Here is a 13,307-nt window from a genome sequence, read left to right as displayed (position 1 = left end):
CGCAGGGGACGGAAGCAGGGACTTCCGTCCCCTTGTTCTTTCAGGGCCAGTGGTTGGCCGGTACCTCACGCTCGCGCATGCGCACGATGCAGAAGCGATGGCCGGTTGGTGCTTCCATCACCCACCAGCGCTTGACGAAGCCTATCCGTCGCGCGCCGAGCTTCTCCAGGCGGTCGGCTTCGGCATCGATGTCGTCGCTCTCGATGTCCAGATGCACCCGTGACGGGTGATCGACGCGCTGGACTTCAACGTCCAGGCCCGCCGGAGCACCGAGCAGGTCGGCATACTCGGCGGCGTCTTCGGCACGGGCGGGCTGCGCCTGCAGGCCAAGCGCGGCGGCCCAGAAGCGGGCGCCTTCGTCGGCGGGAATGCCCTCGCAATCGATGATGAAACCGGCCAGGCGACTCTGGTGTGCCATGCCTTTCTCCACAGTTCGGGAACAGGGGCAGGGTAGCGCGGCGTCTGCTGTGGACGTTGTCACAGTCGTGACGTTTCTGACTCTGCCGGAAGCCGTGTCCGCCGTGTAACTAGTGGGGCAGATTCCAGGGAGTACACACGATGAGCGATGACAGGCGGGATACCCAGCGCATGCTGTTTGGCGACCCGGGGCCACCCGGTGCGGGCCTTTCGGTGGCGGTCGTTGTGCTGCTGGTGCTGGCGACGATGGCCGCTGCGATCGGTTTCCTGCGACTGCCCGATCCGATGCTGGGGCTCGGGCTGATCGGTGTCGCCGTGTTCCTTGCCGTCGGCGCCCGCATCTGCCAGGCGCGCAACCAGCACCAGGCGTTGTACCGGCTGTTGTCGCGGCAGCCGCCGCCGTAGCCACGGCTGCCGCGGGAATTCAGGGCTTCGGCCAGTCCAGCTCGACCACCAGCGGGAAATGATCCGACGGCAGCACGCCGTCGATGCGACGATCATCGGTAAGGAAGCTGCGCGCACGGAAGCCACGCACCAGCACCCAGTCCAGCTGCACGGTGGCCTTGCCGGTGAAGTCGTGGAAGGTCGGGCGCGGACCCTGCGGTGTTTTCACCTGGGTACGGGTGTCCTGCAGCAGGCGGGTGAACGCCCTGTAGGTGTCACCGCCGGGCTCGCTGTTGAAGTCACCGGTCAACACCACCGGCAGGTCGTCCGGCATGGCCTGCAGGCGCTTGCCGATGAGCTCGGCACCCTTCACCCGGCGCGGTTCGTCCTCGTCGCGGTAGGGCAGGTGGGTATTGAGGAAGTAGAAGCGACGGCCATCGTCCAGGCGCCGGAACAGGGCCCAGGTGACCATACGCGGGTACAGGTTGCCCCAGCTGATGCTGCCAGGGACGTCCGGCGTATCCGAAAGCCAGAAGTTGCCGGATTCCTCGATGGCCAGCACCTTGCTGTCGTAGAACACGCCCATGTGCTCATCGCCGCTGCCACCGCGGCGGCCTTCACCGAACCAGCGGTAGTCGGGCAGGTGCCCTGACAGGTAGTCGGCCTGTTCCTTCACCAGTTCCTGGGTGCCGATCACTGCCGGGTGCGCGTCGAGGATCACCTTGACCATCGCATCACGGCGGTCGGGCCAGCGCTTGCCCGGCTCGGTGTCAGCCGGGGTACGGACGTTGAATGACATCACCTTCAACGGCGCCGGCGTGACGGCCCAGGCAACGGCAGGCAGAGCAAGCGCCAGCAGCGCACTCAGCGCCGGGCGACGGAAACGCGACAACATCGTGGAATCCCTCCATCCCATGAAAACGGTTTCATGGAGCATGCCATGGAAGGCGGGGGCAGTGGTATGCCGGGACGGGCGACTTGGAGACGCCGGGCGGGCGCTGGACGCTCCGCCCGGCAGATGCCCCTTGCCCGATCAGGGGTCGTAGATCATCCCGTTCTCGTCGCGGTTGTAGTGGTCGCTGGCCACGCGGGTGCCGTCGTCATGGACCACGTACAGCGTGCAACGCTGGTGGAACACGTTGCCGCTGATGCGGAAGGGCACGCACTCCTCCTGCAGGCCGACCTCTTCGGCTGCATTCGCCGGCGGCGAGGGCACCAGGGCCGCAAGTGCAACTACTGCAGCGAAAGAAAAAGCGGTCATTCGATTGTGCAGCGTCATTGATCACACTCCTTGTAGCCGTAGTCGGTGTCCGATGCAGATCAGTCTGCCGGGAGGTACCACTGACCGTTCTCGTCTATCCAGTACACCGACGTGAAAACGGTGCCGTCTGCCAGAGTGCGGGTGACGGTGCAGCGCTGATGCACGAGGTTGGGCCCAAGTCTTACGGGCACGCAATCGGTCGTCGATCCGGGGGACCCGGCCGCGTGGCCAGTCGCCGGTATCCCACTACCCAATGCCAACATCAATGCGGCCATCGCGGCCAGTTGCAGTTTCATAAGCATCATCCTTGCTTTCTGCAATCGCGCACATGCGCATGGCGTGTGTAACACGCGAACCAGAGCTCCGGAAGTGCCTCGCCGCGATCAGTCTTCGATCTCGCCGCGACGGCTGGCGGCACGCACTGCCTGCGCGGTGGTCGCCACACCCAGCCGTTGCCGCGCGTGGCGCAGGTGGTTCTCCACCGTGCGCGTGGAAAGCCCAAGCGTGGCCGCGATCTCAGCTTGCCGGCGCCCGGCGGCGACCCAGCGCAGCACTTCGCGCTCGCGGTTGCTCAGTGCGCTTCCCGAACGCTCGGCAGGTGATTCGGCCAGACGGCGCGCGGCCCGGAATGCTGCGGTTGCAGCAGCTTCCAGCCGCAGGCGCGCGTTGGCCGACGCGTCGATTGACGTACCGGCAACGCTGACCGCGCCTTCCAGGCCGGTGATGCCGAACACCGGCACCTGCAGCCCATGCAGGCCTTCGCCGCGAGGCTGCTTCACCACCTGGTAGCGCTCGCCGCGAACGCCCAGGCGCTTGCTCCAGAAGAACGGCGCGTTGCTGTCCAGCACGTGGCGATTGACGGGGCAGGCGTGGAGGTAGCGCGCAAGGTCGGTATCGCTGCCATCGCCGAACCAGTCGCCCTCGATCCAGTACACGCGTTGCGTACCCCGCTCCAGCCCGGTGCCGGTGGCAAACACCAGCACGCGGTCGAAGCCGAGCGGTGCCGCGATGCCTCGCAGGACTGCACCCACCGCGCTCAGCGAACTGGCGCGTTCCAGCTCCAGCAGCGCCTGCACCAGCTCGGTCATCCGGCTCAGCGCCCGGCCAAGGCGTCGAGCAGGGCGCGTGCAGCCAGTTTGCCCAGCGCATTGCCAGCCAACGGGCTGTCGCCGGTCAGCAGCAGGCGGTCCTGCAGCACGCTGCCATCGATGCCGTCATTGACGATCTGCACGCCCCGCTGTGCCAGGCGCTCACCGAAGAACCACGGCAACTGTCCAGGCATGTAGCCGATCTCCGGCGTCTGCCGGTCCATCGCATCGGGGAAGGCGCAGATGCGGTAGCCGCGGAACAGCGAACCGCCATCGGCCTCGTCCACGCCCGCAGCCAGCAGTGCGGCCGGACCGTGGCAAAGGGTGATGATGTGGCGTTGCTGGGCCATCGCCCAATGCAGGACGGACTTCACCGCGCGGCTCTGCGGCAGTCCGATCAGGGCGCCATGGCCACCGGGGATGAACACTGCAGCATAGTCCGAATCCGCATCGAGCCCGGCAACCACCTCGTCCAGTGGCAGCGGCTGGCGGAAGCACGGGGCATAACGCTCGTACAGCCCGCCGATTTCCTTGTCCTCGTTTGGAAATGCCCACCACTCGAACTTGGCGGGGTTGCCCGACAGCGTGGCTACGTCGATGCCGAAGCCGGCCTTGTCGAGGTGGTACATCGGCAGCAGGGTCTCCACCGGATGGTTGCCGGTGGAGAACAGGTGGCCATTGGCAGTTGGCAGATAGCGTTCGTCGGCAGCGATCATCAGCACCTTCCAGCGGCCATCGCGGCGCGCATCCGGGTAGTCGGCACCGGAAAGGTTGCTCTTGGGCGATGTGAACTGTGACAGCGAGTAGGGAGACGGGAAGAAGGCATCGCGCTCGGCCGGGTCGGGGCTGGGCTGGCGGCTGGGCTCTTGCGTGTTCATGCAGATCTCCTGCGGGAAATGTGAGGCCAGCATAGGAGGGTGGGTGCGCACGCGCGATGAGGGATTTCCCTCAGCTGTCCACGGCTAATTGGCCTGGTTTCCGTGTTGCTGCATGTCCTCATGCAGGATCCGCCGCAGTTCGACGATGGCCGGCGTGGCTTCCTGCACGCTGTGCCCGGAGACGATCACCTTCTCCGAGTCCGCATGCGGCAGGTGCGAGCTCCAGTAGGGCACCAGCCCGTCGCTGGTCTTTCCCAGCGGACCATCGGCCTTTGCCCGCGCGATGATCGAGTGGTAGTGCACCTTCGGCGACATCGGCAGGTCTGCCACGGCGCGGACGAAGGGATCGTCCTTGTCCAGATTCTGGATGCTGTTCATCTGGTAGCCGTGCTTGCCGTCGGTGCGGTCGATCTGGCCGTCGTTGGCGATGGTGGCAACGTCTTCCAGCACGGTCAGCGGCAACCGCACCAGGCGACCGATCCAGCGGCCCAGGCGGGTGCCCGCCACATCGGTGCCGCGGTGTGGCGTGGCGATGAACACCACCCGCGACACTGCCGGTTCCGGCAGGAAGGTCAGCACCGGTGCGCCCTTGGTGCGCAGCAGTTCACGCTGTGCCGGCGTCATCTGCGCGGTTGCCAGCAGGGTATCGACCAGATGATCGCCGGAAGAGGAAACCATCAACCGCGCGATCACCCCACCCATGCTGTGCCCGACCAGGACCATGTCATGCGAAGCCCGCGCCTTGCCGCTGGGGTCGAAATGCTTGAACACCTCATCCAGCGTGTGGCGCATCGCATCGTGGCTCATCGCGATGGGCATGTTGGTGGGGTAGTAGAACTGCCAGACCTGGAAGTCCTGGCGGATCTCGTCGTCGCGCAGCAGTTCGTTGGCCACGTTGACCCAGGCTTCCGGACTGCTGGCCAGGCCATGGATCATCAGCAGTACGCGACGGTTGGGATCGTAGGGCTGCATCATGTACAGATGCGGCGTGTCGATGCCGCCCTTGCCCCCGAACAGCGAGCGCAGCGACTGCCGGCTGAAATTGGAACGGGCCAGCCACAACGCATAGCCGGCGGTGAAGTTGGCCGCCAATGGCACGTGCTGGCCGTGCAGGGTTACTTCCGAAACCTGGTAGGGATCGTGAATCTCCAGCTCCGGCTCGTCATCGTGCAGCACTTCCCACAGGTTCTTTCCCGAGAAGCGCAGCAGCACCGTCATCGATGGCGAAGGCATCTCGCTCCAGCTCTGCGTGGCGGAAGGGCTTGCCTGCACCGCTGCCGGCGTAGTGCTGGGCGTGGTTGCGGCCGGGTCATCCATCACGGCCACCAGTTCGGCACCGAAGCCATCGCGGCGGTGCACGCTGCGCAGCGTGCCGGTGAACGACAGCGAGGCGGCGGGTACCAGTTCGGTCGGTGTACGCTCGTCCAACGCCGATGCTTCCCCTGGAGGAGCCAGCACGAACGTCCAGCGGCCCAGCTGGAGATGGTTGGCATCGTTGTGCACGCGCCCGGTGGCGTAGGCGTCGTACAGCTGCACCGACGCCTCCTGCACGGCCAGGTTGTAATAGTCGCGCACCTGGGTCTGGCGGTCTTCGAAGCCGCGCTGGTTGGCGGTGCGCTCGGTGAAGAACAGGTAGGCGTAGGCCTGGCGCGCGACCTGCATCCATGCGTCCAGGCGCGGCTGGAAGTCGGCATCCAACTCGTTGATTGCGGTCTTGGCGCGACCCGAGGCGGAGTACTCGCGCTTCGGCGCCGGCAGGGTCATCGCATGCTGCAGCCACAGCTCGGCCAGGCTGGAGCGCTTGTCCTCCTCGCGCACGACGATGCTGGCTTCCATCGCTTCGATGCAGGGCAGGCCGGGCTTGGCGCAGACACCTTCATCAAGGCCGGCCACGCGCAGCGTCTCCGTGGTCGCCGCACTGAGCTTGCCGGAGGTGAGGATGTCACCGCGCTTGAGCGCGATGTACTGGCCGGGCGTGACCGAGGCGACCTGCACCGAAGGCCCGAACTGCCGCAGCGTCGCGCAACCTCCCAGGCTGAGCAGCGCAGTGATGATGAGGGTCGTGCGGCCGATCAAGCCCAAGCCCGTGGTAGCCATGCGATCCTCCTGCGCGGAGGCGCCACTCTAGCGGTCGGTCTGTCAAAGCGGAATCCACTGGCCGGATTGGGCCTGGCCGATGCGTCCGCCGTGCGATCCGGGCATTCCCGTGTGACACTGTGGTGGAACGTGCTTGGTGATCGTGATGACCTGGCTGGAAACACGTGTTCCCCCGCCCATGGTGATGCTGCTGTGTGCAGCTGTCGGCTATGCAGCGTGCAGGCTGTGGCCGGGTTCTGCCTTTCGGGCACCGGTGCCGGCGCTACTGGCGGGTCTGACGATGGCGCTCGGTGTGGTGCTCAACCTGCTGCCCAAGGTCTCCTTCCGGCGAGCAGGCACCACCGTCAATCCTCTGCGACCTTCGGCCTCGAGCGTGCTGGTTACCAGCGGGGTCTACCGCCGCACACGGAATCCGATGTATCTGGGCCAGGCGCTGGTTCTGCTGGGAGCCATGGTGTACCTGCAGCATCTGATCGCGCTGATCGTGGTCCCGCTGTTCCTGGCGTACATCACGCGGTTGCAGATCCTGCCGGAGGAGCGGGCACTGATGGCGCGCTTTCCCGAGGCGTACGCGCAGTACCGTCGTCGCGTGCCGCGCTGGCTGTAGCGTTGGCTACGCCATCAGCGGCTGATCTGGCATTTCACTGCGGCCGAATAGCCCTCGTAATCGTCGCCCGCGATCACGTGCAGGGTATGGCGCTTGTCGATGCGCTTCGCGTACGACGGTTCTTCGGTATTGGCGTGCTCGTTGACTTCGGTCACCGACCAGGCCTTGGCCAGGCGCTTGGCATCGACACCGTTCAAGTACACGAAGAGGCTCCTCTCGCCTTCGGCCACGTTCACATCGGCACTGGTGACCGTGCCACCAAACAGCGCGACCGGCTTGTCCTCCGGTTCGAATGTACCGCCCGGCTTCTTGGCCAGGCCGGCTGCCTGCAGGGCATCGATGGCTTCGGCCTCGCTGAAGTTGGAGCCAGGTCTGCAGGACAGCAGGGCTTCCAACGTTGCGGTGCCTGGCGGCGCGATGGTGGGTGTGGAGGCGTGCGTGGCTGGGGCTGCGGCCAGGGCGGTGAGGAGCAGGGACATCGCGAGGGGGGCTTTCATGGCAGATCCTTCTGGCGATCGCGGAGTGAGGGGCTGTTGGAGGTGTCATCCCGATTATGCGCCACACATCCTCCGCGACGTGCAGGCACAAAAAAGCCGGAACCCCGGTTGACGGGAGATCCGGCTTCTTGCGGCCTCGACAGGCCATACAGATGGTGGAGGTGGGCGGAATTGAACCGCCGTCCGAAGGCACTCCATCCCCAGCACTACATGCTTAGCTCACCGTTGGATCTCGTCCCCGAACAGCACGGTGCGCAAAGCGCATCCGGGAACCAGCCTGTTGTGTTCTAGTGCCGGGCTGACAGGCAGCCGCCCAGCGCGATTCCATGATAGTGACTCTACACCGCGAGCATGGACACAAGCGGTTTCGAGGCTTAGGCCTTAAGCGGCCAGAGCGTAGTTGTCGTCGTTGGCAACTAGAGTTTTGCAGCTGGATTTACGAGGAAAGCTACCCCCTCGGCATGCGCCAGGCGACTTCACAACCCCCGTCGAAACCAATGCACCCCCGGTTTCTACAGTGCTGCAATGTACAGGGCCAATGCCGTGTTGCCACGAGCGGGGCCTGCCCAACGCTGCCAATGCTACGCCAAAACAGCTGAACAGTCACCGTGGCAATCCACAACAAGTTGTAGAGCCTCCGTCATAGCGGATTGGTAACGTCATGGGCACGAATTTGCGACACACTGGCGACGACCATCCAAGCCAGGACAGACAGGGAGACTGTGGGTGACCGAGGCAAGCCAACAACGCAGCCTGCGACAGCTGGTTGGACCCGTCGGGGCCGACTACCAGCGGCGCGCGTTGCCGCCCGGCTGGGTCTGGGCGGTGCTGGCGGTGCTGCTGGCGGCCACCTGGCCGACCGAGCTGCCGGCGACGGCGGCAGCCGCGCTGGTCTCCAGTGCGGTGGTGGTGCACTGGCCGCAGCGTGGGCGCTTGCATTGGCTGGGCTGGCGGCTGCCGGCGCTGGCGGTGCTCGCCGCGCTGCTGTGGGGCCCGGATGTACTGTCACAGTGGTTCGAACATGGCCTGGCCCTGACCTTGATGTCGCTGGCCAGCCTCAGCATTGGCGTGCATGTGTGGCAGTCGCGGCAAGTTGCGCGACAGTTGCAGGCTTCCGCCGATGCGCTGGACGACGCCCAGTTGCTGGCCCTGCTGCCCGTCGACGCCGCGCGGCTGGCGCAGCAGTGGCGCGCCGGTGATGATCGCCACGCTCCGGAACTTTCGGTGGTGATGCACCTGGCGGTGATGCATGCGGCGCTGGCGCCGAGGATGCGCAGGCAGGGCGTTCTGGCCAGCTGAGCCGCATCGTGTTGTAGAGCCGAGCCTATGCTCGGCTGCTTCACGGCAGTCGAACACAGCTCGGCTCTACGAACGCGGAAGCCGAGCACAGCTCGGCTCTACAGAAAGCCAAAGCAGCCGAGCATGGCTCGGCTCTACAGGGTGCTGCGCAGCCGCCTTACGCGTCGCGGTTGCCGCGACGCATCACGCGTTGTTTCTCGATCGCCCAGTCGCGGTCCTTGGCGGCATCGCGCTTGTCGTGGTTCTGCTTGCCCTTGGCCAGTGCGATCTCAAGCTTGATCTTGTTCTTGCTCCAGTACATCGCGGTAGGCACGATCGTGTAGCCGTCGCGCTCGACCTTGCCGATCAGCTTGTCGATCTCGTTCCGGTGCAGCAGCAGCTTGCGCTCGCGGCGGTCCTCGGCGACCACGTGGGTGGAGGCCTGGATCAACGGGGTGATCTGTGCACCGATCAGGTAGATCTCGCCGCGCTTCACATAGGCGTAGGCGTCGATGATGTTGCCACGGCCTGCGCGGATCGACTTGACCTCCCAGCCCTGCAGGGCGAGGCCGGCCTCGAAGCGCTCTTCGATGTGATACTCGTGGCGGGCACGCTTGTTCAACGCGATGGTTTTGTTGGCCGTCGCGCTCTTTGCTTTATCCTTGCCGCTGTTCTTGCTCATTTCCGTATTGTCTCCGATTCGGGCCCGCCCGGTCGATTGCCGAAACGTCCTGTATTCATGCCTACTATCCGCCGCAGCGCCCTGGTCGAACATTCGGCTGCGCGCATGTTCGACCTGGTCAACGATGTCCAGGCCTATCCGCGCCGTTTCCGCTGGTGTTCGGCCGCCCAGATCCTGGAGCAGGGCGAGGACCGCCTGGTGGCGCGCCTGGACCTCGGCCTGGGCTCTTTCAGCACCTGGTTCCAGACCGAAAACACCCTGCAGCGCCCACACAGCATCGATATGCAGCTGCGCGATGGCCCGTTCAAGCAGCTGCACGGCCGCTGGGAATTCCATGCGCTGGCCGAGGATGCCTGCAAGGTCACCCTGACCCTGGAGTTCGAACCCAGCTCGCGCCTGCTCGGTCCGGCGCTGGCGATCGGCTTCCAGGGCCTGGCCGATCGGATGGTCAACGATTTCGTCCGCGTCGCCGACGAGGGCTGAGCGATGATCGAGGTCGAGGTGGTACTGGCCTGGCCGCAGCGGGTGCTGTCGTGCCGACTGAAACTGGAGGAGGGTGCCACCGTGGCCGACGCCATTGCCGCTGCGGCGCTGGAAGGCAGTGCCGATTGTCCGGCCGCTGCCGTGCACGGCGTCCTGGCGCGTCCGCAGCAGGTGCTGCTGGATGGCGACCGCGTCGAGCTGTTGCGCCCGCTGCTGGCCGATCCCAAGGACAACCGCCGGCGTCGCGCGCTCGGCGGTTGATCCCGGCAACCCGTCCCTGCGGACGGGGCTGGGCGCTTAACGGCCCTTCTTCTTCTTGTCCTTGGGCAGGTTGCGGCCGAACTGGCGCACGGTCTGCTGGGCCAGGGCCTTGTCGTTGCCCGGGAAGTAATCGCCCTCCCAGCGGGTCACGGTGTCATTCTCGAAGAACACCACGAAGTTCTTCACTTCGGTACGGCCCAGGCGGTTCACGCGCTGGCTGGACGTGTAGTCCCAGCGCTGGGCGTGGAACGGGTCGGGAATGGACGGGGTGCCCAGCAGCGCGGTGACCTGCTGCTTGCTCTGCCCGACCTGCAGCTTGGCCACGGCATCTTCCCGGATCAGGTTGCCCTGATAGATGGGTTGCTTGTAGATGATGCCGCACCCGGTGGTGGACAGGGCGACGGCGGCGACCAACAGGAGATTGCGCATCGGGACTGGCGGTTGGGGAAATCAAACCGATGATACACTCCCGGCGTGCCACCGCGACCCAATCCGAGGCAGCTGGCGCTAAATCGCCAATGAACGGAGACCTATGGAAACCCACGACCTGCGTAAAGTCGGCCTGAAGGTGACCCATCCGCGGATGCGGATCCTGGCGCTGCTCGAGCAGCGCAATGCCCAGCACCACCAGCATCACATGACCGCCGAGGACATCTACCGCCAGCTGCTCGAGCATGGCGACGAGATCGGCCTGGCGACCGTCTACCGGGTGCTGACCCAGTTCGAGGCTGCCGGCCTCGTGCTCAAGCACAATTTCGAGGGCGGCCAGGCCGTTTACGAACTGGACCGTGGTGGCCACCACGACCACATGGTCGACGTGGACAGCGGCAAGATCATCGAGTTCGAGAGCCATGAGATCGAGGAGCTGCAGCGCAAGATCGCGGCCGACCATGGCTACGAGCTGGAAGAGCACTCGCTGGTGCTGTACGTGCGCAAGAAGCGGAAGTAGGCCGTTCAGGCCCGCTGGATGCGACGAAACCCCGGGCCTGCCCGGGGTTTTTCGTTGCTTACGGTAGATTCCCGCCACGCCTGGATGATCCCATCAGGAGGTCCAGGTCCACCGCCTCGGCCATCGCCCGGTTCCCTGCATCACCCGGATGCAGGTGATCGCCGGAGTCGTAGGCGGCGGCCATCCGTAACGGCTCGGCCGGGTCGCGAAGCGCCGCGTCCAGGTCGATCACCGCGTCGAACGGGCTGTCCGTACGCAGCCAGGCATTGAGTTGCCGCCGCAGGGCGTCCTTGTCCGGGTGGTAGTAGTCGTCCAGCGGCGTGCCGGGCAGGGCACCAGCGAACGGTGGCAGGGTGGCGCCGATTATCCGCACACCACGCCTGCGGGCCTGTTCTGCCAGGGTGCGATAGCCCGCCTGCAGTTCGGCCAGCGTTGGCCTGGCCTGGCCCCGGGCGAACGCCGTGCCGGGCCAGCTGATGTCGTTGATGCCGATCAGCACGATGACGCTCGCCACACCGGGTTGATCCAGTGCATCGCGCTGGAAACGAGCCAGGGCGGACTCACCCATGCCGTCGCTCAGCAGCCGATTGCCGGAAATGCCCGCATTGACCACCGCCACCCCGCGCGGGGCGAGGCGCGCGGCCAGATGGTCGGTCCAGCGCTGGTCCTGGTCGAGGCTGGCCGTGGCGCCATCGGTGATCGAGTCGCCGATCACCACCACGCTGCGCGCGCTGGCGTTGGCCTCGACCTCGATACCGGCCAGGAGCAGGCGCGCGGTGGTGCTGCTGGCAGCGCGCAGCGCCTGGGCCCGGCTCTGGTCGCCAGCGGCGATCCAGCTGGTCTGGCGACCGTCCCAATGGAACGTCTGGACCGCCGCCGGCCCCGGCACGAAGACACTGACCTGCAGCGCCTGCCGGTCATCCGTGGCAAGCGCCAGCGGATCGCTCAGCCGTTCCTGGCCGGGGCCGATCACCACGCTGGGCTGGCCGTCGAAGCTGAGCGGGTGAGGCGCGCCGCCCATGCGTGCGGAGATGCTGGCCGCTCCGATCCGCAACGGCTGGGTACCGTAGGCATTGCTCAGCCGCACCCGCAGCCGCGCCCCGCCCAGGCTGATGCGCGCGGTCTGGCGGAAAGTCTTGTCATGCAGCGCGGCCGGAACCAGGGTTGGGAAGAGGAAATCCGCGCCCCAGACCGGTTGCGGGCTGGCCTGCCAGCTGGCGACCCAGTGCGGGGCCGTGGCCGCGCTGGCAGCGCCGGACAGGGCAATCAATGCGGCGGCGGTGAACTGGCTCAAGCGGTTCATCGGGCAATCCCGGGAAGGAGGAATTGCCATGGTGATTCTCCGGCCATCTGTGAACTAGACTGCGCATGGACAATCATCTGTGAACTGGATTCATCGTCATGGCGCGACCCGACATCAACCGATCCGGCGAGCTGGAAGTGTTCGTGCGGGTCATCGAGACCGGCGGCTTCTCCGCCGCCGCGCGCACGCTCGACATGACGCCGTCTGCGGTGAGCAAGCTCGTGGCACGATTGGAGCAGCGGCTGGGCACGCGATTGCTGCAGCGATCCACCCGCCAACTGCAGCTGACCCCGGAAGGCTGCGCGTTCTACGAGCGGGGCCTGCGGGTGCTGGCCGATCTGGAAGAAGCAGAGCGCTGCGCCAGTGCCCATGCCGAACCGCGTGGACGCCTGCGGGTCAACTCCAACGTGCCGTTCGGCCAGCATTTCCTGTTGCCGCTGCTGCCGGCGTTCCTGGCGCGCAACCCGCAGGTGGGGGTGGACCTGACCCTCAATGATGAAGTGATCGACCTTCTGGAGCAGCGCACCGACGTTGCGGTAAGGGCTGGTCCGCTGAAGAGCTCCAGCCTGGTGGCGCGACGGCTGGGCGCGACGCGGATGATGATCGTGGCCGCGCCGGCGTACCTGCAGCGGCACGGGATGCCGCGCAACGCCGACGAACTGCAGTCGCACAACCGGCTGGACATCGGCCACGCGCGTGCGATGCAGGGCTGGCCGCTGCTGCAGGAGGGGCGAGAGCGGATGGTGCTGCCCAGCGGCAACGCCCGTGCCAGCAACGGCGATGCACTGCGCCAGCTGGTGCTGGGTGGTCTGGGCATGGCCCGCCTGGCCGCGTTCCAGGTGCAGGACGACGTCGCCGCCGGGCGCCTGCTGCCGGTGCTGGAAGAGGCCAATCCGGGTGACCTGGAAGAAGTGCACGCCGTGTTCCTGGGGCAGGGCGGTTACCTGCCGCTGCGGGTGCGCGCGTTCCTCGATTTCCTGGTGGAGAACGTGGATCTGGAGCGGCCGTTGGGGTGATATGCGCCGCGCCGGTGCGCGTAGCCGAGCGTGGGCTCGGCTCTACATGTCGGTTTCGTTTTTTTTTGGGGGGGGGGGGGGGGGGCGGCTGTAGAGCCGAGCCTAT

At 66.1% G+C, this 13,307-nt stretch carries 18 protein-coding genes and 1 other RNA gene; 7 read left to right on the top strand and 12 right to left on the bottom strand.

Annotated elements, in window-relative coordinates; all coding sequences use genetic code 11:
* Positions 1–40: 40 nt before the first annotated feature.
* Complete coding sequence (locus AC5P9W_RS15240; protein WP_111104702.1) at positions 41–418, bottom strand: VOC family protein; 378 nt, start codon at positions 416–418, stop codon at positions 41–43.
* A 140-nt stretch (positions 419–558) separates the two neighbouring features.
* Here AC5P9W_RS15240 and AC5P9W_RS15235 point away from each other — a divergent pair, with 140 nt between their 5' ends.
* Positions 559–822, top strand: a complete 264-nt coding sequence (locus AC5P9W_RS15235; RefSeq protein WP_021203970.1) for a hypothetical protein — start codon at positions 559–561, stop codon at positions 820–822.
* A gap of 19 nt (positions 823–841) precedes the next feature.
* On the opposite strand, the gene AC5P9W_RS15230 is transcribed toward AC5P9W_RS15235, so the two are convergent.
* The 6 genes from AC5P9W_RS15230 to AC5P9W_RS15205 form a co-directional block, all read right to left on the bottom strand.
* The gene (locus AC5P9W_RS15230) at positions 842–1,696 is read right to left on the bottom strand and encodes an endonuclease/exonuclease/phosphatase family protein (RefSeq protein WP_329867481.1); all 855 of its coding nucleotides are present in this window, start codon (positions 1,694–1,696) and stop codon (positions 842–844) included.
* 138 nt (positions 1,697–1,834) lie between these two features.
* Positions 1,835–2,062 (bottom strand): hypothetical protein, encoded by a 228-nt coding sequence (locus tag AC5P9W_RS15225; RefSeq protein WP_227200225.1) that lies wholly within the window; start codon positions 2,060–2,062, stop codon positions 1,835–1,837.
* A gap of 59 nt (positions 2,063–2,121) precedes the next feature.
* Positions 2,122–2,358: a hypothetical protein gene (locus tag AC5P9W_RS15220; RefSeq protein ID WP_021203968.1), complete on the bottom strand. Its 237-nt coding sequence runs from the start codon at positions 2,356–2,358 to the stop codon at positions 2,122–2,124.
* A gap of 87 nt (positions 2,359–2,445) precedes the next feature.
* Complete coding sequence (locus AC5P9W_RS15215; protein WP_111104704.1) at positions 2,446–3,150, bottom strand: PA1136 family autoinducer-binding transcriptional regulator; 705 nt, start codon at positions 3,148–3,150, stop codon at positions 2,446–2,448.
* 5 nt (positions 3,151–3,155) lie between these two features.
* A complete protein-coding gene (hchA, locus tag AC5P9W_RS15210) occupies positions 3,156–4,028 on the bottom strand; it encodes a glyoxalase III HchA (RefSeq protein WP_197575796.1) in 873 nt (290 codons plus the stop codon).
* Positions 4,029–4,112: 84 nt separating this feature from the next.
* A complete protein-coding gene (locus tag AC5P9W_RS15205) occupies positions 4,113–6,125 on the bottom strand; it encodes an esterase/lipase family protein (RefSeq protein WP_111099303.1) in 2,013 nt (670 codons plus the stop codon).
* 145 nt (positions 6,126–6,270) lie between these two features.
* Here AC5P9W_RS15205 and AC5P9W_RS15200 point away from each other — a divergent pair, with 145 nt between their 5' ends.
* Positions 6,271–6,732: a methyltransferase family protein gene (locus AC5P9W_RS15200; RefSeq protein ID WP_111104902.1), complete on the top strand. Its 462-nt coding sequence runs from the start codon at positions 6,271–6,273 to the stop codon at positions 6,730–6,732.
* A gap of 14 nt (positions 6,733–6,746) precedes the next feature.
* Here the strand turns inward: AC5P9W_RS15200 and AC5P9W_RS15195 are convergent, their stop codons facing one another.
* Together AC5P9W_RS15195 and ssrA are read right to left on the bottom strand one after the other, a co-directional pair.
* The gene (locus AC5P9W_RS15195) at positions 6,747–7,229 is read right to left on the bottom strand and encodes a hypothetical protein (RefSeq protein ID WP_111099304.1); all 483 of its coding nucleotides are present in this window, start codon (positions 7,227–7,229) and stop codon (positions 6,747–6,749) included.
* Between the two features lie 153 nt (positions 7,230–7,382).
* Positions 7,383–7,736: a transfer-messenger RNA gene (ssrA, locus tag AC5P9W_RS15190) on the bottom strand.
* Positions 7,737–7,955: 219 nt separating this feature from the next.
* Between ssrA and AC5P9W_RS15185 the strand changes: the two genes are divergently transcribed.
* Positions 7,956–8,528 carry a hypothetical protein gene (locus tag AC5P9W_RS15185; protein WP_019661237.1) on the top strand — a complete coding sequence of 191 codons (573 nt, stop codon included), beginning with the start codon at positions 7,956–7,958 and terminating at the stop codon, positions 8,526–8,528.
* Positions 8,529–8,685: 157 nt separating this feature from the next.
* Here AC5P9W_RS15185 and smpB read toward each other — a convergent pair whose 3' ends face one another.
* Positions 8,686–9,189, bottom strand: a complete 504-nt coding sequence (gene smpB, locus AC5P9W_RS15180) for an SsrA-binding protein SmpB (RefSeq protein ID WP_019661238.1) — start codon at positions 9,187–9,189, stop codon at positions 8,686–8,688.
* A gap of 57 nt (positions 9,190–9,246) precedes the next feature.
* On the opposite strand from smpB, the gene AC5P9W_RS15175 reads away from it, so the two are divergent.
* A complete protein-coding gene (locus tag AC5P9W_RS15175) occupies positions 9,247–9,672 on the top strand; it encodes a type II toxin-antitoxin system RatA family toxin (RefSeq protein ID WP_032959119.1) in 426 nt (141 codons plus the stop codon).
* 3 nt (positions 9,673–9,675) lie between these two features.
* Complete coding sequence (locus AC5P9W_RS15170) at positions 9,676–9,933, top strand: RnfH family protein (RefSeq protein WP_021202446.1); 258 nt, start codon at positions 9,676–9,678, stop codon at positions 9,931–9,933.
* Between the two features lie 36 nt (positions 9,934–9,969).
* Here the strand turns inward: AC5P9W_RS15170 and AC5P9W_RS15165 are convergent, their stop codons facing one another.
* Complete coding sequence (locus AC5P9W_RS15165; RefSeq protein WP_005409234.1) at positions 9,970–10,362, bottom strand: outer membrane protein assembly factor BamE; 393 nt, start codon at positions 10,360–10,362, stop codon at positions 9,970–9,972.
* Positions 10,363–10,465: 103 nt separating this feature from the next.
* Here AC5P9W_RS15165 and fur point away from each other — a divergent pair, with 103 nt between their 5' ends.
* The gene (gene fur, locus AC5P9W_RS15160) at positions 10,466–10,882 is read left to right on the top strand and encodes a ferric iron uptake transcriptional regulator (RefSeq protein WP_014646807.1); all 417 of its coding nucleotides are present in this window, start codon (positions 10,466–10,468) and stop codon (positions 10,880–10,882) included.
* A gap of 58 nt (positions 10,883–10,940) precedes the next feature.
* Here the strand turns inward: fur and AC5P9W_RS15155 are convergent, their stop codons facing one another.
* Positions 10,941–12,185, bottom strand: a complete 1,245-nt coding sequence (locus AC5P9W_RS15155; protein ID WP_111099306.1) for an SGNH/GDSL hydrolase family protein — start codon at positions 12,183–12,185, stop codon at positions 10,941–10,943.
* Between the two features lie 98 nt (positions 12,186–12,283).
* Between AC5P9W_RS15155 and AC5P9W_RS15150 the strand changes: the two genes are divergently transcribed.
* Entirely contained in the window at positions 12,284–13,201 is a 918-nt protein-coding gene (locus tag AC5P9W_RS15150) for a LysR family transcriptional regulator (RefSeq protein WP_021202444.1), read from the top strand.
* Positions 13,202–13,307: the final 106 nt, after the last annotated feature.

The organism is Stenotrophomonas sp. YJH_SMC_33, from assembly GCF_059372295.1.
Note: the sequence above shows the minus strand (reverse complement) of the source record. Positions and strands in the feature narration are given on the sequence as shown.